Annotated in this window: 13 protein-coding genes; 9 read left to right on the forward strand and 4 right to left on the reverse strand. The window is 72.9% G+C overall.

What is annotated here, in order from left to right; translation table 11 throughout:
* Positions 1–32 precede the first annotated feature (32 nt).
* The 3 genes from GGQ55_RS03340 to GGQ55_RS03350 all read left to right on the forward strand — a co-directional run bounded on the left by GGQ55_RS03340 (position 33) and on the right by GGQ55_RS03350 (position 6,681).
* Positions 33–2,054 (forward strand): serine/threonine-protein kinase, encoded by a 2,022-nt coding sequence (locus GGQ55_RS03340; RefSeq protein ID WP_179715110.1) that lies wholly within the window; start codon positions 33–35, stop codon positions 2,052–2,054.
* Between the two features lie 125 nt (positions 2,055–2,179).
* Positions 2,180–4,180, forward strand: coding sequence for a serine/threonine-protein kinase (locus GGQ55_RS03345; protein WP_179715111.1), 2,001 nt, complete (start codon positions 2,180–2,182; stop codon positions 4,178–4,180).
* 254 nt (positions 4,181–4,434) lie between these two features.
* On the forward strand, positions 4,435–6,681 hold the full coding sequence (locus tag GGQ55_RS03350) for a serine/threonine-protein kinase (RefSeq protein ID WP_218859149.1): 2,247 nt from the start codon (positions 4,435–4,437) through the stop codon (positions 6,679–6,681).
* Here the strand turns inward: GGQ55_RS03350 and GGQ55_RS03355 are convergent.
* Together GGQ55_RS03355 and GGQ55_RS03360 are read right to left on the reverse strand one after the other, a co-directional pair.
* Entirely contained in the window at positions 6,678–7,463 is a 786-nt protein-coding gene (locus GGQ55_RS03355) for an enoyl-CoA hydratase/isomerase family protein (protein ID WP_179715113.1), read from the reverse strand. The two genes, GGQ55_RS03350 and GGQ55_RS03355, sit on opposite strands and share 4 nt — an antisense overlap.
* A 22-nt stretch (positions 7,464–7,485) precedes the next feature.
* On the reverse strand, positions 7,486–8,253 hold the full coding sequence (locus GGQ55_RS03360; RefSeq protein ID WP_179715114.1) for an ABC transporter ATP-binding protein: 768 nt from the start codon (positions 8,251–8,253) through the stop codon (positions 7,486–7,488).
* Between the two features lie 107 nt (positions 8,254–8,360).
* Between GGQ55_RS03360 and glgX the strand changes: the two genes are divergently transcribed.
* Positions 8,361–10,511, forward strand: a complete 2,151-nt coding sequence (gene glgX, locus GGQ55_RS03365) for a glycogen debranching protein GlgX (protein ID WP_179715115.1) — start codon at positions 8,361–8,363, stop codon at positions 10,509–10,511.
* A 138-nt stretch (positions 10,512–10,649) separates the two neighbouring features.
* On the opposite strand, the gene GGQ55_RS03370 is transcribed toward glgX, so the two are convergent.
* Both GGQ55_RS03370 and glgP read right to left on the reverse strand, forming a co-directional pair.
* Positions 10,650–11,627, reverse strand: a complete 978-nt coding sequence (locus GGQ55_RS03370) for an FHA domain-containing protein (protein WP_179715116.1) — start codon at positions 11,625–11,627, stop codon at positions 10,650–10,652.
* Between the two features lie 124 nt (positions 11,628–11,751).
* A complete protein-coding gene (gene glgP, locus GGQ55_RS03375) occupies positions 11,752–14,304 on the reverse strand; it encodes an alpha-glucan family phosphorylase (protein WP_179715117.1) in 2,553 nt (850 codons plus the stop codon).
* A 116-nt stretch (positions 14,305–14,420) separates the two neighbouring features.
* On the opposite strand from glgP, the gene GGQ55_RS03380 reads away from it, so the two are divergent.
* From GGQ55_RS03380 to GGQ55_RS03400, 5 genes are all read left to right on the forward strand, one after another.
* Positions 14,421–16,430 (forward strand): alpha-1,4-glucan--maltose-1-phosphate maltosyltransferase, encoded by a 2,010-nt coding sequence (locus GGQ55_RS03380; protein ID WP_179715118.1) that lies wholly within the window; start codon positions 14,421–14,423, stop codon positions 16,428–16,430.
* A 54-nt stretch (positions 16,431–16,484) separates the two neighbouring features.
* The gene (treS, locus tag GGQ55_RS03385) at positions 16,485–18,296 is read left to right on the forward strand and encodes a maltose alpha-D-glucosyltransferase (protein ID WP_179715119.1); all 1,812 of its coding nucleotides are present in this window, start codon (positions 16,485–16,487) and stop codon (positions 18,294–18,296) included.
* Positions 18,293–19,663 carry a maltokinase N-terminal cap-like domain-containing protein gene (locus GGQ55_RS03390; RefSeq protein ID WP_179715120.1) on the forward strand — a complete coding sequence of 457 codons (1,371 nt, stop codon included), beginning with the start codon at positions 18,293–18,295 and terminating at the stop codon, positions 19,661–19,663. The genes treS and GGQ55_RS03390 overlap by 4 nt, the downstream gene beginning before the upstream one ends.
* A 51-nt stretch (positions 19,664–19,714) precedes the next feature.
* Entirely contained in the window at positions 19,715–22,225 is a 2,511-nt protein-coding gene (gene glgB / locus GGQ55_RS03395; protein WP_218859150.1) for a 1,4-alpha-glucan branching protein GlgB, read from the forward strand.
* Between the two features lie 155 nt (positions 22,226–22,380).
* On the forward strand, positions 22,381–23,778 hold the full coding sequence (locus tag GGQ55_RS03400) for a neutral zinc metallopeptidase (protein WP_179715121.1): 1,398 nt from the start codon (positions 22,381–22,383) through the stop codon (positions 23,776–23,778).
* Positions 23,779–23,824 lie beyond the last annotated feature (46 nt).

The raw sequence follows: 23,824 nt of genomic DNA on the forward strand, positions 1-23,824 counted from the left end.
GAACGGGCCGGCCACGAGAGGGGGATCCGGTCATGTTCCGCCGGCGGTTCGGCCCGTTCGAGCTGCTGTCGTTCCTCGGCAGCGGGGACACCGGCGAGGTCTACCGCGCCCGCGACACCCGGTCGGGTCGCCGCGTGGCCCTCAAGCTGTTCTTCCCCGCGCTGAGCCGCGACGCCGAGTACGTGCTCCGGGTGCAGCGCGACGCGACCGCGGTGTCCCGGCTGCGCTCCCCCTTCCTGCTGCCCGTGCGCGAGGTCGGCGAGCTGCACCGGCGGCTCTTCGTGGCGATGCACCTGTTGGAGGGCCGCGACCTGGGCGCTGTCCTCGCGCGGTCGGGCCCCCTGGCCCCGCAACGCGCGGTCGCGATCGTCGGCCGGGTCGCGGCGGCGCTGGACACGGCCGCCGCTGCGGGCCTGCTGCACCTGGGCGTCAAGCCGTCGAACGTGCTGCTGGCTCCGGGCGACGCCGTCCTGCTCTCCGATTTCGGCGTGGCCCGTCCGGTCGGCCGCGGCCGGGCCTCGCTGGTGGCGACCGGGGCGACGGTGCAGACGCTGGAGCACCTGGCCCCCGAGCAGTTCACCGACGGCGTCCTCGACGCGCGCACCGATGTCCACGCCCTCGCCTGCCTGCTGCACGAGACCCTGACCGGCCGGCCGCCGTTCCCCGGCGGCGACCTGCGGGCGCAGCAGGACGCTCACCTGCACCGCCGGCCGCCGCGGGCATCGGTGCTCGTCGACGGCGTCCCGCCGGCGCTCGACGACGTCATCGCCCGCGGCATGGCCCGGTGGCCGCAGGACCGCTTCGCCACGGCCGGTGAGCTGGCCGGCGCCGCCCGTGCCGCGCTGCGCGTCCCGCTGCCGGTCGCCGCGGGGCCCGGCCCCCTGACCGATCGCCCCGCCCGCCCGCCGCGGGGGCGCCCGGAGGTCGTCCCGGTCGACCGGCCGCGGCTGCTCGCCCCGGCGCCCCCGTACCGGTTCTCCGGCAACCGGACCACGTCGGTGGTCGCCCCGCCGCAGGAGGAGCCGGTCGCCCCGCGGCGGCGCCCCCGTGGCCGGCTCGTCGCGGTCGGGGCGGTCGTCGTCCTGGCCGGCACCGGCGTCGCCGTCGCGGTGAGCGCCGGGTCCGACGACGGACCGGCCGCGAGCAGCGGGCACCCGACCGTCGTCGCCACCATGGACGTCGGCGTCTCGCCGTCCGACATCGCGCTGTCCCCCGACGGGCGGACGGCGTACGTCGCCGGCCGCGGCCGCGACCTGTGGGTGCTGGACACCGCGGCCGGCCGGGTCACCGGCACCGTCGACGTCCCCGACGGGCCGGCCTGGTACGTGTCGGTCTCGCCGGACGGCCGCCGGGCCTACGTCAGCGTCAAGGACGACGCCCAGACGGTCAGCCGGGTCGTCGTCCTCGACCCCGCCGCCGGCACCGAGGTCGCCTCGGTGCCGGTGGGCCCCCGCCCGTTCTCCTCCGCCGTCACCCCCGACGGCCGCGAGGTCTGGGTGGCCGGCCACGAGAAGTCGGAGATCGACGTGATCGACGTCGCCCGCGGCGAGGTGACCGCGACGATCCCCGTCGCCGAGAGCCCCCACGCCGTGGCGTTCTCCGCCGACGGCCGCTGGGCCTACGTCGCCAGCCACGAGACCGACACGCTGACCGTGCTCAACACCCGGACCCGCGGCGTCGTGGCCACCCTCCCCGGCGGCGACGCCCCCTACGGGGTCGCCGTCTCCCCCGACGGGGACCGGCTGGCGGTCGCCGACCGCACCGGGGGGACGGTCACCGTCGTCGACACGCTCAGCAACCGCGTGCTCGCCACCGCGCGGGTCGGCGGCCACCCTGAGGACGTCGCCTGGGCACCCGACGGCCGGCACCTCTACACCGCCGACGCCGAGGACGGCACCGTGTCCGTGGTCGACGCGCGCACCTACCGGCGCACGGCCGCGGTGCCGGTGGGCACGTCCCCGAGCAGCATCGCCGTCCGCCCCGACGGCGAGCGGGCCTACGTGACCAACGTGGGTGACGGCACGGTGAGCGTGCTGGACCTGACGACCGGCTGATCCGCTCCGTGTTCGGCTCGCGCACCAGCGCATTTACGTGGCGCCGTCGCCCCCATACCCTCCCTGCCCACCACGGCGGGACGCCCGCGAGGGCCGGACACGGGTGGACGGGGGTCGACGGTCGGATGCTGCCCCGCGCCTTCGGGCCCTACGAGCTCACCTCGCTGCTCGGCGTCGGCGGCATGGGCGAGGTCTACCGGGCCCGCGACCGCAGCCGGGACCGGTGGGTCGCCGTGAAGCTGCTCGCCCCGGTGTTCGCGCAGGACCCCGAGTACATCAACCGGTTCCGCCGCGAGTCGTTCGTCGCCGCGCGGCTGCGCGACCCGCACGTCATCCCGATCCACGACTTCGGCGAGATCGACGGGCAGCTGTTCATCGACATGCGGCTGGTCGACGGCCGGGACATCGGCACGATCCTGGCCGAGGAGGGTCCGCTCGCCCCGGCGCGGGCGGTGGGGCTGCTCGGGCAGATCGCCGAGGCGCTGGACGCGGCGCACGCCGAGCAGCTCGTGCACCGCGACGTGAAGCCGTCGAACCTGCTGGTCACGAAGAACGACTTCGTCTACGTCGTCGACTTCGGGGTGGCCCGGTCGGTCGGCAACGACCGCACCAACCTCACCGTCTCGGGCGCCACCGTCGGCACGCTGGACTACATGGCCCCGGAGCGGTTCACCCAGCAGCCGATCGACGGCCGGGCCGACGTCTACTCGCTGGCCTGCGTGCTCTACGAGTGCCTCACCGCCGAGCGGCCGTTCCGCGGCGGGGACCTGCCCGCGCTGATGTACGCCCACCTGCACCTGGACCCGCCGAAGGCCAGCTCCGTGGTCGCCGACGTCCCGCCGGCGCTGGACGCGGTGATCCGGCGCGGGATGGCCAAGCGGCCGCAGGACCGGTTCGCGACGGCGCCTGAGCTCGCGGCCGCCGCCCACCACGCACTCGTCGCGCCGGTGCGCAGCCTCGCCCCGCCGACCGTCATCCGGGCGCCGGAGACGGTCCGCACCGGGCCTGCCCCCGAGCCCGCGTTCGACCGCACCCCCACGCCGCTCGGGCCTCCCCCTGCGCCCGTCCCGGTCGACGAGGCCGTCCCGTCGCGCCATCGGTGGCGGGTTCCGGTCCTGCTCGCCGCCGCCGTCCTGCTCGTCGTGGGCGTCGGGGTCTTCGCGGCGGTGCGCTGGAGCGGCGCCGGGGCGGCCGACCCGTCCGCCGCCGCGAGCGGCGACCACCCGACCGTGGTCGGCACCGTGCCCGCGGGCGAGACCCCCGGCTACGTCGACGTCACCCCCGACGGGAAGCGGGCCTACGTGGCCAACCGCGACGCCGGAACGGTGACCGTGCTCGACACCGCGAACGACCAGGTCGTCGACACGATCGCGATCGCCGACGGCCCCGCCTGGTACGTCCGGGTCTCCCCCGACGGGCAGCAGGTCTACGTCAGCGTGAAGAACGCCGACCAGACCGCGAACTGGCTGGTCACCCTCGACACCGAGACCGGCCGGCAGGTGGACAAGACCGAGATCGACGCCCGGCCCTTCTCGGCGGCGGTGACCCCGGACGGCCGGTTCGTCTGGGTGGCCAGCCACGCGGCCAGCCGGGTCGACGTCGTCGACACCGCCAGCGACGCGCTCGTCGCGACGATCCCGGTCGCGTCCGATCCCCACGCGGTCGCGCTCTCCCCCGACGGCCGGCGGGCCTACGTGGCCAACCACGAGTCCGACCTGCTGACCGTGCTGGACACGCGCACGCGCAGCGCGATCACCACCGTCGACGCCGGCGACGGCCCGTACGCGGTGGCCGTCTCCCCCGACGGCGACGAGCTCGCGGTCGCCGACTACGAGGGCGGCACGGTCACCGTCGTCGACACGGCCGGCCGGAAGGTGCTGACCAGCGTCCCGGTCGGCGGCAACCCGCAGGACGTCGCCTGGGCCGCCGACGGCAAGCACCTCTACGCGGTCGACAACGCCGACGACAGCGTCTCGGTGATCGACACCGACAGCTTCACGGTCACCGACACCGTGGCGGTCGGGACGTCGCCCACCAGCATCGCCGTCCGCCCGGACGGCGAGCGGGCCTACGTGACGAACTCGAAGTCGGGCACCGTGAGCGTCCTCGACCTCACCGCGGGCTGAGTTCTGGGTCCGGAACCCGCCACCGCGTGCAGCTCCAGGCCGCCGCCCCGGAACCACGCGCTTCGAGAACCGGCGGCACGGCCGGCTGCGCGTGGTGGAGCCCGTCGAACACGGACGTGACTGTGCCGTATCCGTGGGTGGCGGGCGAGAGCCTTTACCGGTCCCCGAGGCGAACGTAGCCTGCGGCGCACCGGGAGCCGGACCGGCCCACCGCGAAGCCGCCTGCGGGCGGCGCGTCGAGGGAGCTCATGCGCATGACGCCGCGACTGTTCGGCCCGTACGAGCTGCAATCCCTGATCGGTGTCGGGGGCATGGGCGAGGTCTGGCGGGCGCGCGACACCCGCCGCGACCGGCTGGTGGCGATCAAGCTGCTGCCGGAGTCGCTGGCGAACGATCGCGAGTTCACCCAGCGCTTCCGACGGGAGTCGGAGGTCGCCGCCCGGCTGCGCGAGCCGCACGTCATCCCGATCCACGACTACGGCGAGATCGACGGCCGGCTGTTCATCGAGATGCGGCTGGTCGACGGGCGCGATCTCGCCGGGCTGCTTCAAGAGGGGCCGTTGCCGCCGGCGCGGGCGGTGGCGTTCGTCGCCCAGATCGCCGACGCACTCGACTCCGCCCATGCTGACGGCCTGGTGCACCGCGACATCAAGCCGTCGAACGTGATCGTCACAGCGAACGACTTCGTCTACGTGGTCGACTTCGGCATCGCCCGCTCGCTCGGGAGCACGCGGACGGCGCTGACGATCACCGGCGCCACGGTCGGCACGTTGGACTACATGGCCCCCGAGCGGTTCACCCACGAGCCGATCGACGGCCGCACCGACGTCTACTCGCTGGCCTGCCTGCTCTGCGAGTGCCTCACCGGCCAGCGCCCCTTCCCCGGCACCGACCTGCCCTCGCTGCTCTACGCCCACCTGTACATGGAGCCGCCGCGGCCGAGCCAGCTCGTCGAGGGCGTGCCGCCCGAGCTGGACGCGGTCGTCGCCGCGGGCATGGCGAAGCGGCGCGAGGACCGCTTCGCCACGCCGGGCGAGCTGGCGATCGCGGCGAAGGCGGCGCTCTCCGCGGCGCCGACCGGACCGGTTCCCACGGCCCCGCCGACGGCGCCGAGCCGCCCGGCCGCCGAGCCGGCACCCGCAGCTCCGTACCCCGGCGAGGTGACTCCGCCGCTCGCGGTCGGGTTGCTCTCGGCCGACGGCTCGCACAGCTCGGTCGACCCGCTGCCTCCCCCGGCGCCGCTGAGCCCGCAGCCGGAGGCGTACCGGTCCGCGCAGCCGCCCGGGGCCTTCCCGCCGGGGGCGTACCCGCCCGGCCAGCCCCCGGGGTCCCCGCCACCGCCGCCGCCGTTCGGTGGGCCCGACCGCGCCGCCGAGCGGCGCCGGCAGCGCTGGCTGGTGCTCGCCGGGGTCCTGGTGATCCTCGCGGTCGCCGGCGCGCTCACGGCACTGCTGTGGAACCGGGACCAGGGGTCCACGGCCTCCGGCGGGTCGGCGACGACCAGCGCGCAGACCGGGGGCAGCGCGAGCGCCGGCGCCAGCGGGAAGCCGGCGACGCCGTCGAGCGCCGCGCCGTCCCAGAGCATCGCCGTCCCGACCGTGGACGGCGACCCGATCCCGGTCGGCCCCTCGCCGGGGTACATGGCGGTCGCACCCAACGGCCGGTTCGCCTACATCGCCAACCGCACCGCGGGCGTCGTCACCGTCTTCGACACCACGCTGAACACCACGACCGCGACGATCCCGATCCAGGCCGCGCCGCCGCAGTTCGTCACGTTCTCGCCGGACGGCTCGGTCGCCTACATCACGGTGACCAACGCCGACTACACGTACAACGCCGTCGTCTTCGTCGACACGAAGACGAACTCGGTCACCGCGACCGTCCCGGTCGGCCTGCGGCCGTTCGCGCCGTCGACCTCGCCCGACGGGAAGCTGCTGTTCGTCCCCCTGCACAACGAGGGGCGGGTCGAGGTGCTCGACACCACGACGGCCAAGGAGGTCGGCTCCTACGTGGTGCCGAAGAACCCGCACTGGATCGCGATCAGCGCCGACGGGCACACCGCCTACACCGCCAACCACGAGTCCGGCGTCGTCACGGTGCTCGACCTGACCCAGGGCGGCAAGGTGGTCACGACGATCCCGGTCGGCACCTCGCCGCACAGCATCCAGATCTCGCCCGACGGCAGCCGGGTGTCGGTGGTCAACTTCGACAGCAACAACGTCTCGGTCATCGACACCGCCACCAACACCGTCGTCGCCACGATCCCGGTCGGCGCGAAGCCGCAGGACCTCACCTACGCGCCCGACGGGCGGCACTTCTACACGGCCAACGTCAACGGCGGCACGGTGTCGGTGATCGACACCGCCACCAACTCCGTCACCGCGACGATCCCGACCGGCACCAGCCCGACCAGCGTCGCGGTGCTGCCCGACGGGACCAAGGCCTACGTGACCGACCTCGACAGCGGCACGGTGCGGGTCCTGCGGACCAGCTCGGACTAGCGACCGGTGAACGTGGCCTTGCCCGGCCCGTTCTCGAGGAACGAGCGCATCCCGATCTTCTGGTCCTCGGTGTCGAACAGCTCGGCGAACAGCCGGCTCTCCAGCGCCAGCCCCTGGGCCAGCGGCAGGTCCAGCCCCTCGTCGATCGCCTGCTTGGCGGCGGCGAGGGCCAGCGGCGGTCCGGCGGCGAACTTCTTCGCCATGGCGACGGCGGTGGAGTAGACCTCGTCGTCCGGGACGACGGCGTCGGCCAGCCCGATCTCGAGCGCCTCCTCGGCGCCGACGTGCCGGCCGGTGAAGACGAGGTCCTTGGCGCGGGCCGGGCCGACCAGCCGGGCGAGGCGCTGGGTGCCGCCGGCGCCCGGGATGACGCCGAGCAGGATCTCGGGCTGGCCGATCTTGGCCCCGGCGCCGAGCACGCGGAAGTCCGCGCAGAGGGCGAGCTCGTAGCCGCCGCCGAGGGCGTAGCCGGTGACCGCGGCGATGACCGGCTTGGGGCAGCGCGCCACCTCGATGAAGGAGTACTGCAGCTCGCGGCCCCAGGCCACCATGCCGGCCCCGTCGAGCTGGCTCATCGCCTTGATGTCGGCGCCTGCGGCGAAGACCCGCTCGCCTCCGTACAGGACGACGGCGCGGACGTCGTCGCGCTTGCCGGCCTCCTGCGCGGCCCGCCGGACCTCCCAGTGCAGCTGCTCGTCGATCGCGTTCATCTTCGGCCGGTCGAGGCGGATCGTGCCCACCCCGTCCTCCACCTGCAGGGTCACGAACTCCGGCTCCGTCATGCCCTGCACCGTATCGCCGGGGTCAGGCCGCGCGTCGGGCGGCGAAGCGGCCATCGGTGCGGGTCAGCGCCAGCGGCACGCCGAAGGTGTCCGACAGGTTCGCCGCGGTCAGGACGTCGTCGGCCGCGCCCTGCGCCACGACCGCGCCCTCGCGCAGCAGAAGGGCGTGCGAGTAGCCGGGCGGGATCTCCTCGACGTGGTGGGTGACCAGCACCTGGGCCGGCGCGAAGTGGTAGTGCGCGAGGTCGGAGAGCCGCGAGACGAGGTCCTCACGGCCGCCGAGGTCGAGCCCGGCGCCGGGCTCGTCGAGCAGCAGCAGCTCGGGGTCGGGCATGAGCGCGCGGGCGATCTGGGCGCGCTTGCGCTCGCCCTCGCTGAGGGTGCCGAACGGCCGGTGGGCGAACTGCTCGACGCCCCACTGCTGCATGAGCATCCCGGCACGGGTCAGGTCGTGGACGTCGTAGCGCTCGCGCCAGCGCCCGACCACGGCGTACCCGGCGGAGACGACGACGTCGCCGGTCTTCTCGGCCGGCGCGATCCGCTGGGCGAGCGCCGCGCTGGTGAGGCCGATCCGCGGGCGCAGCTCGAAGACGTCGACCGCGCCGAGGGTCTCCCCCAGCAGCTCCACCACCCCGCGGGTGGGGTGCATCTGCGCGGCGGCCAGCTGCAGCAGCGTCGTCTTCCCGGCGCCGTTGGGGCCGAGCACCACCCAGCGGTGGTCGGCCTCCACCGTCCAGTCGACACCGCGGAGCAGGAAGGTCTCCCCCCGTACGACGTCGACTCCCTTCATGCGGACGACCGACTCGTACGACCCAGAACTCGACACGTGTCCATCCAACCAACCCGCGTCGCGCTGCCTGCGACGCGCCACGGCTCGGGAGAGGGCAGGATCACAGAGTGGACGCACTCCCCGCGGACGGGCCGACCGGACCGGTCACCTGGCCCGGGTCCCCCAGCCCGCTCGGCGCGCACTGGGACGGGACCGGGACCAACTTCGCGCTGTGGTCGGCCGGCGCCCAGGCCGTGGACCTGTGCCTGTTCGACGCCGACGGGACCGAGCACCGCCACCGGCTGCGGGAGAGCACCCACCAGGTCTGGCACGCCCGGCTGCCGGGGGTCGGCCCCGGGCAGCGCTACGGCTACCGCGTGCACGGCCCCTACGACCCGAGCCAGGGGCTGCGCTACAACCCGGCGAAGCTGCTGCTCGACCCGTACGCGCGGGCGGTCGACGGGCAGCTGACCCTCGACGGGTCGCTGTTCGGCTACCGCGGCGACAGCCCCGACGCGCGCACCCCCGACGACCGCGACTCGGCGCCGCACGTGCCCCGCGGCGTGGTCATCCACGACGACTTCCCGTGGGGCGGCGACCGGCCGCCGGCGACGTCCTGGGCCGACACCGTCATCTACGAGCTGCACGTCAAGGGCGCGACCATGCGCCACCCCGACGTCCCCCCGGCGCTGCGCGGCACCTACGCGGGGCTGGCCCACCCGGCGTTCGTCGAGCACCTGAGCACGCTCGGCGTCTCCGCCGTCGAGCTGCTGCCGGTGCACCACTTCGTCAGCGAGCCGCACCTGCTCAAGCGCGGGCTGACCAACTACTGGGGCTACAACACCCTCGGCTACTTCGCGCCGCACGCCGCCTACAGCTCCGCCGGCAGCGCGGGCGGGCAGGTCACCGAGTTCAAGGCGATGGTCAAGGCGCTGCACGCCGCGGGCATCGAGGTGATCCTCGACGTCGTCTACAACCACACCGCCGAGGGCGACCACAGCGGGCCGACCCTGTCGTTCAAGGGCATCGACAACCGCGCCTACTACCGGCTGCGCGGCGGCGACGGCTCGCGCTACACCGACTACACCGGCTGCGGGAACACCCTCGACGTCCGCCGTCCCGCGGTCCTGGCGCTGCTCATGGACTCGCTGCGGTACTGGGTCACCGAGATGCACGTCGACGGCTTCCGGTTCGACCTCGCCTCGGCGCTGGCCCGGTCGATGCACGACGTCGACCGGCTGTCGGCGTTCTTCGACGTCGTCCACCAGGACCCGGTGGTCAGCCAGGTGAAGCTGATCGCCGAGCCGTGGGACGTCGGCGAGGGCGGCTACCAGGTGGGCAACTTCCCGCCGCCGTGGACCGAGTGGAACGGCAAGTACCGCGACACCGTCCGCGACGTGTGGTCCGGCGCGCAGGTGGGCGTGCGCGACCTCGCCTACCGGCTCACCGGCTCCTCGGACCTGTACCGCTCCGACGGCCGCCGGCCCTTCGCCAGCGTCAACTTCGTCACCGCGCACGACGGCTTCACCCTCGCCGACCTCGTCACCTACCAGAAGAAGCGCAACGAGGCCAACGGCGAGGACAACCGGGACGGGGAGAGCCACAACCGGAACTGGAACTCCGGCGTCGAGGGGCCCACCGACGACCCCGCCGTCCTGGCCCTGCGCGCGCGGCAGGTGCGCAACCACCTGGCCACGCTGCTGCTGTCCACCGGCGTGCCGATGCTCACCGCGGGCGACGAGCTCGGCCGCACGCAGCTGGGCAACAACAACGCCTACTGCCAGGACAACGAGGTCTCCTGGATCGACTGGAAGGACGTCGACGAGGACCTGCTCGCCTTCGTCCAGCGGCTGGTCGCGCTGCGGCGGTCCTCGCCCGTGCTGCGCCAGGAGGCCTTCTTCGAGGGCCACGAGCTGCGGCAGACCGGCGGCACCCGCGACCTGGCCTGGTTCAACCCCGGCGGCGCGCAGCTGACCACCTCGGACTGGTTCGACACCAACCTGCGGACCATCGGGATGTACCTCGACGGGCGGGCGATCCGGCACCGCGACGAGTTCGGCCGGCGGATCGTCGACGAGAGCTACCTCGCGTGGCTGCACGCCGGCGCCGAGAAGGTGACCGTGACGCTGCCCGGACCGCCCTGGGGCGACGGCTACGAGCTGGCGCTGTCCACCGAGTACCCGACCGGCGTCCCGCCGCGGCCGGCCGTCGTCGCCCCCGGGAAGGTCGAGCTGCCCGGCCGCAGCGTCTGGCTCATGCGGGTGCTCCGCCGCCCGTGAGGCGAGCGGTCACCCTCGCCGCGTCGTCGCGACCCGCGCGTCCCACCACGAGGGCGGCGACCACAGCGCGAGGGTGACCCCCGGACACGCGCAAAAGGGCCCCTGCCGGAGATCCGGCAGGGGCCCTTTCCGCGGTTGCTAGTCCTGGGGCTGCTCGAAGGTGATGACGGTCCAGCCGAGGAGCAGCCGGTCGCCGTCGGACAGCGGGTGCGCCACGCCGGGCTCGAGCTGGGTCCACTCGGTGGCCTCGGGACCGGCGACGTGCGTGCCGTTGAGCGAGCCGAGGTCGACGAGCGAGACCTCGCGGCCGGCCCGCTGGATCGCCGCGTGCGCGGAGGACAGCACGTTCTGGGTGTCCGCTATCGGCACCGGCCGGGCCGTGCCGGCGGCGACCAGCTCGTGGTTGTCCGGACGACGGCCGAGCACGAGGTCCTCGTCGATGGTGACGACCATCCCGTCGTCGAACCGCAGCAGCGGCGCCGAGGGGGCGTCGGGCCGCCAGAAGGCGGTCTGCTCCCCCGAGTCGGGCCGGGCCTGGGACGACGACGGCGCCGCGGCCGCCGGGGCCCCGAAACCGGCGTCGGAGGACGCGGCGAAGGACTGCTGCGCCGGCGCGGCGGCGGGCTGCGGGGCCGCGGCCGCCGGAGCCGGCGCGGCCAGGTGCAGCATGGCCCCGGAGCCGGGGACCGTGCCGTCCTGCAGGTCGAACGCGACGCCCGGGGGCATCTGCGGCGCGGCCTGGCCGGGGCCGACGTAGAGGGTCTGGCCCAGCGAGAACCCGGCGGCCAGCGTGCAGCCCCCGTCCACGGAGGAGCCGGAGACCGGCACCCCGTCGACGGCGGGCTGACCCTTGCCGGACCAGAGCGCCACACCGGTGCCGGTGCCCTGGGCGGAGTCGGTCAGCACGATGGCGAAGGAGGCTCCGCCGTTGCCGAGGGTCATCACCTGAGAGGCGACGGCGGCGAGGACCCGGTCCGCGCCGGGGCCGGCCACCCCCAGGCAGGCGTGCAGGGCCGCCACCAGGGCGGGCGAGCCGGGAGCGTCGACCCAGAGGAGGCCGCCACCGCGTCGGGCGACGACCGAGTCTCCGGGGAGGACTTCACAGCGGTCGGGCATGGGCTCCAGCCTAGTGATGCACCACAGAAGTGGGCGGTCGTGCGGCACCGCCACGCCGTCTGCGTGGGGTACCCGTGACCTGAGAGTCTCAAGCGAAGGTTCAGCGAGCGTTCGCCGGGGCGGTTCAGGCCGAGGTCACGACCCCCAGCTCCGCCGGGTTGGCCAGGTGGGCCGACCGCGGCAGGACGCGCACCGTGTAGCCGAACGCGCCCGTGCGCTCGAGCGGGACGGTGGCGGTGAACCAGTGCCGGGAACCGTCGGCCTGCTCGTGGTCCATCGGGATGGTGGTGACCCCGTGCAGGGCGTCGGCGTCGTCGACGCGCCCGTAGGCGGCCTGCACCTCGATGTCGGACGGCGACAGCCCCGGCAGCTCCACCTCCGCGCGCAGGGCCAGGGTCGAGCCGATCTCGGGGGTGTCACCGGCACCGGTCGCCTCGACGTGGGCCACGCGGACGGTGCCCCAGTTCGCCAGCAGGTGCATCCGCCGGGCCGCCTCCTCGCGAGCGGGCGCGTAACCGCCGCCGTCGGCCATCGCGCGCGCCGAGTAGGACGCCGGCACGTAGAGCTGCTGCACGTAGTCGCGGACCATCCGGGAGGCGAGCACCTTCGGCCCGGTCTCGCGCAGCGTGTGCCGGACCATCTCCACCCACCGGGCGGGCACGCCGTCCCGGTCGCGCTCGTAGAACCGCGGCTGCACCTGGGTGCTGATCAGGTCGTAGATGGCGCGCGCCTCGACCTCGTCGCGTCGGTCGGGGTCGGCCACCCCGTCGGCGGTGGGGATGGCCCAGCCGTTCTGGCCGTCGAACCACTCGTCCCACCAGCCGTCGCGGATGGAGAGGTTCAGCCCGCCGTTGAGCGCGGCCTTCATCCCCGAGGTGCCGCACGCCTCCAGGGGCCGCAGCGGGTTGTTCAGCCAGACGTCGCAGCCCCAGTAGAGGTAGCGGGCCATGCCGATGTCGTAGCCGGGCAGGAAGGCGATCCGGTGCCGGATCTCGGGGTCGTCGGCGAACTGCACCATCCGCTGGATGAGCTGCTTGCCGCCGTCGTCGGCCGGGTGGCTCTTGCCTGCGATGACCAGCTGGATCGGCCGCTCGGGGTCCAGCAGCAGGGCCTTCAGCCGCTCGGGGTCCTTCAACATCAGCGTCAGCCGCTTGTAGGACGGCACCCGGCGGGCGAAGCCGATCGTCAGGACGTCGGGGTCGAAGGCGCTGTCGGTCCAGCCGACCTCCGACTCCACGGCACCCCGCGACAGCGCGGTCTCCCGCAGCCGCCGGCGCACCTCGTCGACCAGGCGGCCGCGCAGCAGCCGGCGGGTGTTCCACAGCTCACCGGCGGCGATCGCGTCGACGCCGTCGAAGTGGACCGGCCCCTCGACCTCGGCCGGGTCGCCCTGGCTGGAGCGCTGGGTGCCCAGCTCCACCAGCTCGCGGGCGGTCCAGGTGGCCGCGTGCACCCCGTTGGTGATCGAGGTGATCGGGACGTCGTCCTCGTCGAAGCCGGGCCACAGGTCCCGGAACATGTGCCGGCTGACCTGACCGTGCAGCTCGCTGACGCCGTTGGCCCGCTGGCCGAGGCGCAGCCCCATGTGCGCCATGTTGAACTTCGTCGGGTCCTCTTCCGCGCCCAGCGCGAGCAGCTGGTCCAGCGGGACGCCGAAGCCCGCGAAGTAGCGCTCGATCAGCGCCTTCGGGAACCGGTCGATCCCGGCCGGCACGGGCGTGTGCGTGGTGAACACGGTGCCGCCGCGGACCGCCTGCAGCGCCTCGGGGAACGTCAGCCCGTGCGAGACGGTCAGCTCGCGGATCCGCTCGACGCCCTGGAAGCCGGCGTGGCCCTCGTTGGCGTGGAACACCTCGGGCTGCGGCCGGCCGGTCTGCGAGCAGTAGGCGCGCAGCGCTCGCACGCCGCCGATGCCGAGCAGCATCTCCTGGCGCAGCCGGTGATCCTCGTCACCGCCGTAGAGCCGGTCGGTGACCAGCCGCTCGGCCGGGGCGTTCTCCTCGATGTCGCTGTCGAGCAGCAGCAGGGACACCCGGCCCACCTGCGCCCGCCACACGTGCGCGTGCAGGGTGCGCGCCTCGGGCAGGGGCACCGAGATGACGACCGCGGCGCCGTCCTTGTCGCGCAGCAGCTTCACCGGCAGGCCGTGCGGGTCCAGCGACGGGTAGTGCTCCAGCTGCCAGCCGTCGGCCGACAACCCCTGCTCGAAGTAGCCGGCCCGGTACAGCAGCCCGACGCCGATCAACGGGACGCCGAGGTCGGAGGCGGCCTTGAGGTGGTCGCCGGCGAGGATGCCCAGGCCGCCGGAGTACTGCGGCAGCACCTCGGTGATGCCGAATTCGGCCGAGAAGTACGCGATCGACTGCGGGGCGTCGGCGCCCAGCGACTGGTACCAGAGGTCGGCGGTCATGTACTCCTGCAGGTCGTCGACGACGTCCTGCAGCCGGCGGAGGAACCGGCGGTCCTTGGCCAGCGTGGCCAGCCGCTCCGCCGACACCTCGCCGAGCACCTTGACCGGGTCGCCGCCGCACGTGCGCCACAGCTCGGGGTCCAGCGCCTCGAACAGGTCCCGGGTCTCGGGGTGCCAGGACCACCGCAGGTTCGTCACCAGCTGGGCCAGCGGCTGCAGCGGCGCCGGCAGGGTGGCACGGACGGTGAAGCGTCGGAGAGCTCGCACCCGCCAGAGCCTAACCAGACCGACGTCCCCGTTCAGGGGACACCGGCCCTCCCGCAAGGGCCCGCCCCGAGCTTGCGAGTGGCGGTGGGCAAGGGGGTCCTTCTAGCGTGATCGTGATGACTGGCCGACCTGACCTCCGCCTCGGCATCTCCGATGTCGCCCCCGTCGTGTCGTGCGGGTCGTTCTCGGCCCGTGCCGTGGTCGGTGAACACCTGCCGATCACCGCCACCGTGTTCCGCGAGGGCCACGACGCCGTCGCGGCCGATGTCGTCTGGCGATCCCCTGGCCAAGACGGGACGCCGCAGCTACGGCGCATGGCCCGCTACGGCCAGGAACCCGACCGCTGGCTGACCACGGTCGTCCCCGACCGCGAGGGCCTGTGGACCTTCACCGTCGAGGCGTGGAGCGACCCGCTGGCCACCTGGCACCACGCCGTCGAGGTGAAGATCGCCGCCGGCCAGGGCGCCGGGGAGCTCGCCAACGACCTGGAGGAGGGCGCCCGGCTGCTCGACCGGGTGGCCGCCGACGGTCCCGAGGAGCACCGGGACGCGGTCGCCGCCGCCGCCGCGGCGCTGCGCGACGAGTCCCTCGAGCTCACCACGCGGGTGGCGCCGGCGTTCGCCCCAGCCCTGCAGCAGGTGCTCCACGACCACCCCGTCCGGGAGCTGGTCACCGCCTCGCCCACCTACGAGGTGTGGGTCGACCGGCCGCGGGCGCTCTACGGCTCCTGGTACGAGTTCTTCCCGCGGTCCGAGGGGTCGGTCGTGGGCGGTCAGGCGACGCACGGCACGTTCGCCACCGCGGTCGACCGGCTGCCCGCGATCGCCGACATGGGCTTCGACGTCGTCTACCTGCCGCCGATCCACCCGATCGGCCGGGTCAACCGCAAGGGCCGCAACAACACCCTGACCCCCGAGCCGGACGACGTCGGCTCGCCGTGGGCGATCGGCGCCGAGGAGGGCGGGCACGACGCCGTCCACCCGCAGCTGGGCACCCTCGACGACTTCAAGGGCTTCGTCTGGCGGGCCGGGGAGCTCGGCATGGAGGTCGCGCTCGACCTCGCCCTGCAGGCGGCGCCGGACCACCCCTGGGTCAGGGAGCACCCGGAGTGGTTCACCACCAAGGCCGACGGGTCGATCGCCTACGCGGAGAACCCGCCGAAGAAGTACCAGGACATCTACCCGATCAACTTCGACAACGACCCCGACGGCATCTACGCCGAGGTGCTGCGCGTCGTCCGGCACTGGATCTCCTGCGGGGTGCGGATCTTCCGCGTCGACAACCCGCACACCAAGCCGCTGAACTTCTGGCACTGGCTGATCTGGGAGGTGAAGAAGACCGATCCCGACGTGCTCTTCCTCGCCGAGGCGTTCACCCGGCCGGCGATGATGCACCAGCTGGCCCGGATCGGGTTCACGCAGTCCTACACGTACTTCACCTGGCGCACCGAGCGCTGGGAGCTCGAGGAGTACGGGCGCGAGCTGGCCGCCAACAGCCACTACATGCGGCCGAACTTCTTCGTGAACACCCCGGACATCCTCCACGAGTCGCTGCAGTTCGGCGGTCCGCCGATGTTCAAGATCCGCGCCGTGCTCGCCGCGATGATGAGCCCGACGTGGGGCGTCTACTCCGGGTTCGAGCTGTTCGAGCACGTCGCCGTCCGGCCCGGCAGCGAGGAGTACCTGGACAGCGAGAAGTACCAGCTCCGGCCGCGCGACTGGGCCGGCGCCGAGGCGGCCGGGCGGAGCCTGTCGGGCTACCTGCGGCGGCTCAACGAGGTGCGCCGCCAGCACCCGGCGCTGCAGCAGCTGCGCACGCTGCACTTCCACCCGGTCGACAACCCGAACCTGCTGTGCTTCAGCAAGACCGACCCGGGTTCCTCCGACGCCGTCGTCGTGGTGGTCAACCTCTCCAGCCGCCACACCCAGATCGGGACGACGGCGCTCGACCTGCCGGCCCTGGGCCTGGACTGGCACGAGCGCTTCTCGGTGACCGACGAGCTCACCGGCGCGCACTACGACTGGGGCCAGTTCAACTACGTGGAGCTCGACCCCTACCGCGAGCCGGCGCACGTCTTCTCGATCGCGTTCCCGCGGCCGGTGCAGTTCCCGCCCGCCGTCGGCTGAACCCGGCCGTCCGCTTCCGACCTACCCGACCCTGATCGAGGACGACCTCCTGCGATGACCGTTCCCGTCCCCGACCCGACCGCTGCCGACAACGGCTACGGGCCCTCCATCCTCCCCACCCCGGGCAGCGACCCCGAGTGGTACAAGCGCGCCGTCTTCTACGAGGTGCTCGTCCGCGGCTTCGCCGACAGCAACGCCGACGGCGTGGGTGATCTGCGCGGCATGATCGACAAGCTCGACTACCTCCAGTGGCTCGGCGTCGACTGCCTCTGGTTGCCGCCGTTCTTCGCCTCCCCGCTGCGCGACGGGGGGTACGACGTCAGCGACTACACCGCGGTGCTGCCCGAGTTCGGCGACATCCAGGACTTCAAGGACTTCCTGGCCGCCGCCCACGCCCGCGGCATGCGCGTGATCATCGACTTCGTCATGAACCACACCTCGGACCAGCACCCCTGGTTCCAGGCCAGCCGCAGCGACCCGGAGGGCCCCTACGGCGACTTCTACGTGTGGGCCGACGACGACACCGGCTACCCCGACGCGCGGATCATCTTCGTCGACACCGAGAGCTCCAACTGGACGTTCGACCCGGTGCGCAAGCAGTACTTCTGGCACCGGTTCTTCTCCCACCAGCCCGACCTCAACTTCGAGAACCCCAAGGTGGTCGAGGCGATCCTCGACGCGCTGCGGTTCTGGCTGGACCTCGGGATCGACGGCTTCCGGCTCGACGCCGTGCCCTACCTGTTCGAGGAGGAGGGCACCAACTGCGAGAACCTGCCGCGGACCCACGAGCTGCTCAAGCAGGTGCGCAAGGTGGTCGACGCGGGCTATCCCGACCGCGTGCTGCTCTGCGAGGCCAACCAGTGGCCGGCCGACGTCGTCGAGTACTTCGGCGAGAACGGCGACGAGTGCCAGATGGCCTTCCACTTCCCGGTCATGCCGCGCCTGTTCATGGCCGTGCGCCGGGAGCAGCGCTTCCCGATCTCCGAGATCATGGCCCAGACGCCGGACATCCCGAAGAACTGCCAGTGGGGCGTCTTCCTGCGCAACCACGACGAGCTGACCCTCGAGATGGTCACCGACGAGGAGCGCGACTACATGTGGGGGGAGTACGCCAAGGACCCCCGCATGAAGGCCAACATCGGCATCCGCCGGCGGCTGGCCCCGCTGCTGGACAACGACACCAACACCCTCGAGCTGTTCACCGCCCTGCTGTTCAGCCTGCCCGGCTCGCCGGTCCTCTACTACGGCGACGAGATCGGCATGGGCGACAACATCTGGCTCGGTGACCGCGACGGCGTCCGGACGCCGATGCAGTGGACGCCCGACCGCAACGGCGGGTTCTCCACGGCCGACCCGCAGCGGATGTACCTGCCGCTCAACCAGGACCCGGTGTACGGCTACCAGGTCACCAACGTCGAGTCGCAGCTGCGCAACACCAACTCGATGCTGCAGTGGATCCGGCGGATGATCCTGGTCCGCAAGGAGCACCCGACGTTCGGTCTGGGCAGCTTCACCGAGGTCGGCTCGCGCAACCCGACGGTGCTGTCGTTCGTCCGCGAGTTCGGCGACGACGTCGTCCTGTGCGTGAACAACCTGTCGCGCTTCCCGCAGCCGGTCGAGCTCGACCTGCGCCGCTTCGAGGGCTACACGCCGGTCGAGCTGACCGGGCGGGTGGAGTTCCCGCAGATCGGCGTCCTGCCGTACATGCTCACCCTGGCCGGGCACGGCTTCTACTGGTTCGAGCTGTCCCGTCCGGTCGAGCCGGAGCCCGAGGAGCACGAGGAGCACGGCGACGCGTCGCTGGCCGACTCGCTGGAGGCCGCCGGCGTCGTCGGCACCGACGACACCCCGGGAGGCGCCCGATGACCGTTGCCAGCGATCTGCTCCGCGAGTGGATGCCGCACCAGCGCTGGTTCGGCGGCAAGGGCCGCGAGTGGGCCGACGTCGCCGAGAGCGGCTTCTTCCTCGAGCGCGAGTCCCCCGTGCTGTCGGTGCACCGGGTGCAGGTCGGCTACGTGGACGGCGGCCAGGAGACCTACCTGATCCCGGTGTCCTGGCACGACCACCCGACCGACGAGCTGCAGCACGCCTTCATCGGCGCGGTGACCTTCGAGGGTCGCGAGCTCTACGGCTACGACGCCATGCGCGACCGCGACGCGACCGTGCCGTGGCTGCAGCACCTGGTCGCGGCGTCCACGGTCGGGCCGATGCACTTCCACCCGGCCGGGGTGGCCTACATCCCCGAGGGGCTGCCCGGCGACATCGTCTCCGGCGAGCAGAGCAACACCTCGCTGATCTACGGGGACCAGGCCATCCTCAAGCTCTTCCGGCGGCTCGAGCCCGGGCTCAACCCGGACGTCGAGGTGCACGACGCGCTGCGCCGCGCCGAGAACGAGCACATCGCCCCGCTGCTCGGGTACGTCGAGATCGACGACCCCGACGGCGAGCGGCCGCCGGCCACGGCGGCGATGCTGCAGCGGTTCGTGGCCAACGCGAGCGACGGCTGGCGGCTCGCGACGGCCAGCGTGCGCGACCTGTACGCCGAGGGCGACCTGCACGCCGACGAGGTCGGGGGCGACTTCGCCGCCGACAGCGAGCGGTTGGGCGCGGCGACGGCGTCGGTGCACAAGGACATGGCGGCGGTGCTGCCGACCGAGCCGGCCGACGAGGGCTGGTTCCGCCGGCTGGCCGAGCAGATGAACGCCCGCCTCGACGAGGCGATCCAGGTGGTCCCGCAGCTCACCGAGCACGCGGACGGGATCCGCGCGGTGTACGCCGCGGTGGCCGGCATCCGGGAGCCCGTGGTCCGCCAGCGGGTCCACGGCGACCTGCACCTGGGCCAGGTGCTGCGGACGGCGACCGGCTGGATCCTGCTGGACTTCGAGGGCGAGCCGGCCCGGTCGCTGGAGTCACGCCGCGAGCTGGACAGCCCGCTGCGCGACGTCGCGGGCATGCTGCGCAGCTTCGACTACGCCGCCCGGCACATGCTCGTCGAGCAGCCCGACGACCCGCAGCGCGCATACCGCGCGCAGGAGTGGGCAGAGCGCAACCGGACCGCCTACTGCTCCGGCTACTCCGCCGCGAGCGGGCTGGACCCGTGCGGGGACTCCCCTCTCCTGCGGGCGTTCGAGGCCGACAAGGCGGTCTACGAGTGCGTCTACGAGGCGCGCAATCGGCCGCACTGGCTGATGATCCCGCTGAACTCGTTGTCCCGGATCTCGTCCGGCGACTGACGCACGGCGGACCCAGAGACCACTGCACGCGACGACGACGGCGAGGGCACCATGAGCACCGACGACGCACCCGACCGGACCGGGACCACGCCGGCCAAGAAGACGACGAGCCGGACGACGGCGGCCGCGAAGAAGGCGGCCGCGGCGGCGAAGACCGCGGCCAAGAAGGCAGCCCCGGCGAAGAAGGCCACCGCCGCGAAGACCACGGCAGCCAAGACGACGGCCGCGAAGAAGGCCGCACCGGCGAAGGCCACCGCCACGAAGGCCGCGCCGGCCAAGCGCGCGGCGAAGAAGACGGGCGAGCCCACCGCGACGACCCCGCCCGCCTCGCCCGCCATCGGTGTCGGCGCGCAGGTCAGCGGCGACGACCTGCAGGCGATCGTCGAGGGCTGGTCGCACGACCCGTACGCCGTCCTCGGCACCCACCCGGTGGGCGACGGCAGCTGGGTCGTGCGCACCCTGCGCCCCGACGCGGTGAGCGTCGCGGTGGTCGACCAGGACGGCTCGCGCTACGAGGCCAGCCAGCTGCACGGCGGCGGCATCTACGAGGCGACGCTGCCGCAGCAGCCCGGCGACTACCGCATCCAGGTGACCTACGGCGACGGCTCGGGCGGCACGAACACCTACACCGTCGACGACCCGTACCGCTGGATGCCCACGGTCGGCGAGCTCGACCAGTACCTCATCGGCGAGGGCCGGCACGAGCGGCTCTGGGAGGTGCTCGGCGCGCACGTCCGGCGCTACGACACCCCCGGCGGCCCGGTCGAGGGCGTCTCGTTCGCCGTCTGGGCGCCCAACGCGCGCGGCGTGAAGGTCACCGGCGACTTCGACTACTGGCAGGCCCGCGCCTACCCGATGCGCTCGCTGGGGTCCTCCGGCGTCTGGGAGATCTTCATCCCCGGCGTGCAGGTCGGCAGCCGGTACCGGTACCACATCCTCGGCAAGGACGGGAGCTGGCGGGAGAAGTCCGACCCGCTCGCCTTCCAGACCGAGGTGCCGCCGGCCAACGCCTCCGTCGTCACCGAGTCGCACTACGAGTGGACCGACGACGAGTGGCTCGCCGAGCGCGCCCGCGGCGGCTGGCACGAGCGGCCGATGAGCGTCTACGAGGTGCACGCCGGCTCGTGGCGGCAGGGCCTGGGGTACCGGGAGCTGGCCGACGAGCTGATCGAGTACGTCGTCTCGGCCGGGTTCACCCACATCGAGTTCATGCCGCTGGCCGAGCACCCCTTCGGCGGGTCCTGGGGCTACCAGGTCACCTCGTACTACGCGCCGACCTCGCGCTACGGCAGCCCCGACGACCTGCGCTACCTCATCGACCGGGCGCACCAGGCCGGCATCGGCGTGATCGTCGACTGGGTGCCGGCGCACTTCCCGAAGGACGCCTGGGCACTGGGCCGCTTCGACGGCACCGCGCTGTACGAGCACGCCGACCCGCGCCGCGGCGAACAGCTGGACTGGGGCACCTTCGTCTTCGACTTCGGCCGCACCGAGGTGCGCAACTTCCTGGTCGCCAACGCCCTGTACTGGTGCAAGGAGTTCCACGTCGACGGGCTGCGGGTCGACGCGGTCGCCTCGATGCTCTACCTGGACTACTCACGCTCCGAGTGGCTGCCCAACATCCACGGCGGGCGGGAGAACCTCGAAGCGGTCGCCTTCCTGCAGGAGATGAACGCGACCGTCTACCGCGAGGTCCCCGGCGTGGTCACCATCGCCGAGGAGTCGACGGCGTGGCCCGGCGTCACCCGCCCCACCCACCTCGGCGGCCTGGGCTTCGGCTTCAAGTGGAACATGGGCTGGATGCACGACTCGCTGGCCTACATGGAGAAGCAGCCGGTGCACCGCAGCTACCACCACGGCCAGCTGACGTTCTCGATGATCTACGCCTACTCCGAGAACTACGTGCTGCCGATCAGCCACGACGAGGTCGTCTACGGCAAGGGCTCGCTGCTGCGGAAGATGCCCGGCGACCGCTGGCAGCAGCTGGCCAACCTGCGCGCCTACCTCGGCTACATGTGGGCCCACCCCGGCAAGCAGCTGCTGTTCATGGGCGCGGAGTTCGGCCAGGACGCCGAGTGGGCCGAGAGCCGCTCGCTGGACTGGTGGCACCTCGACGACCCGGCGCACCGCGGCATCCTGCAGCTGGTCACCGACCTGAACACCCGCTACCGGGAGCTCGAGGCGCTCTGGTCGCTCGACGTCGAGCCGAGCGGCTTCCAGTGGATCGACGCGAACGACTCCTCGAACAACGTGCTGTCGTTCCTGCGGTACGGCCGCGCGGGCGAGGGCCTCGAACCGGGTGCCGAGGGCGAGGCGCGCGGCCAGGCGCTGGCGTGCGTCGCGAACTTCGCCGGCGCACCGCACTCCGGCTACCGGATCGGCCTGCCGCGCGGCGGCCGCTGGCGGGAGGTCCTCAACACCGACGCGGAGGGCTACGGCGGCTCCGGCGTCGGCAACTGGGGCGGGGTCGAGGCCGTCGAGGAGCCGTGGCACGGCCAGCCGTTCTCCGCCGTCGTGGAGGCGCCGCCGCTGGGGACGGTCTGGTTCCTGCACGAGGGCTGACCGCTTCGGCGACGGTCGCGGCGCGCCGCCGGGACGATCCGGCACAGGCGCGCACGCAACTCCCCCGCATTCGTCCGGGAGCAGGCATCATGTGCCGCTCCGCGAGATCACCGCCGGCGCGGACCGGCCCCGGACGACGAAGGAACACCGCTCTCATGAGGCATGGCCTGCGCCGCGGGCTCACCGCGGCCGCGGTGGGCTGCGTGCTGCTCACCGGCTGCTCCAGCACCGTCGTCGGCAGCGCGTCCCCGGGCCCGGGCGAGCCGACCGACGTCAGCGCGAACGACTTCCCGATCACGGCGGCCGGCGACGACCAGGAGGACACCAGCGCCCGCAACGCCCTGGTCGACCTCAACACGTTCTGGAGCCAGGCCTACCCGGACGCCTTCGGGGAGCCCTTCCAGCCTCTGCAGGGCGGCTACTTCTCGGTCGACTCGGACAACATCGACGACAGCGCCTACCCGCCGACCGGCATCGGCTGCGCGCGCTCCCCCGACGACCCGTCCGACGTCGCGCTCAACGCGCACTTCGACCCCAACTGCGACGTCATCGCCTACGACACCGTGCTGCTGAAGAAGCTCTCCGACGACTACGGCCGCTCGCTGCCGGCCGTCGTCATGGCCCACGAGTTCGGCCACGCCATCCAGGACCGGTTCGGCTTCGAGGGCCCCTCGATCAACCAGGAGACCCAGGCCGACTGCTTCGCCGGCGCCTGGACCCGGTGGGCGGTCGACGGCCACGCCCAGCACGTGTCGATCCGCGTGCCGGAACTCGACCAGGTCCTGCAGGGGTACGGCCTGCTCGCCGACGCGCCCGGTGACAGCCCGGGCAACTCGCAGGCCCACGGCTCGTTCTTCGACCGGATCGCCGGTTTCTCGGAGGGCTACGAGGACGGCGTGACCGCCTGTCGCGACAGGTTCGGCAGCGACCGCGTCTACACCGAGATCGCCTTCACCGACCGGGACCAGGGCACACAGGGCAACGTCGACTACCCCACCGCCGTGCAGGCCACGGAGGCGACGCTGCCGCCGTTCTGGGACCAGGTGTTCCCCGCCGCGTTCGGCAAGGACTTCCAGGAGCCGACGATCAAGCCGTTCGACGGCACGGCCCCGGACTGCGGCGACATGGCGGGCACCGAGCGCGATCTCGGCTTCTGCGCGTCCGACTCGACCGTCTATTACGACGAGCAGGACCTGGTCCAGCCGGCCTACAAGGAGTTCGGCGACTTCGTGGTGCCGACGGCGATCTCGCTGCCCTACGGGCTCGCCGTCCGCTCCGAGCTGGGGAAGTCGACCGACGACTCCGCCGCGACCAGGTCGGCGGTGTGCCTGACCGGCTGGTACGAGGCCCAGGTCTTCAACGGGGCCTTCGCCGACGGCGACAACGGCTACAGCATCAGCGCCGGGGACATCGACGAGGCCGTCCACTTCCTGCTCGAGTACGGGGTCAAGGACTCGGTCTTCCCGAACACCGACCAGTCCGGCTTCGAGCTGTTCCAGGACTACCGGGCCGGCTTCCAGCAGGGCGGCAGCCCCTGCGACGTCGGCGCCTGATCACCCGGCGAGGCGATCGGCGCAGACGCGCACGCACGGCACAATG

Origin of the sequence: Petropleomorpha daqingensis (genome assembly GCF_013408985.1) — a bacterium.
GTDB lineage: Bacteria > Actinomycetota > Actinomycetes > Mycobacteriales > Geodermatophilaceae > Petropleomorpha > Petropleomorpha daqingensis.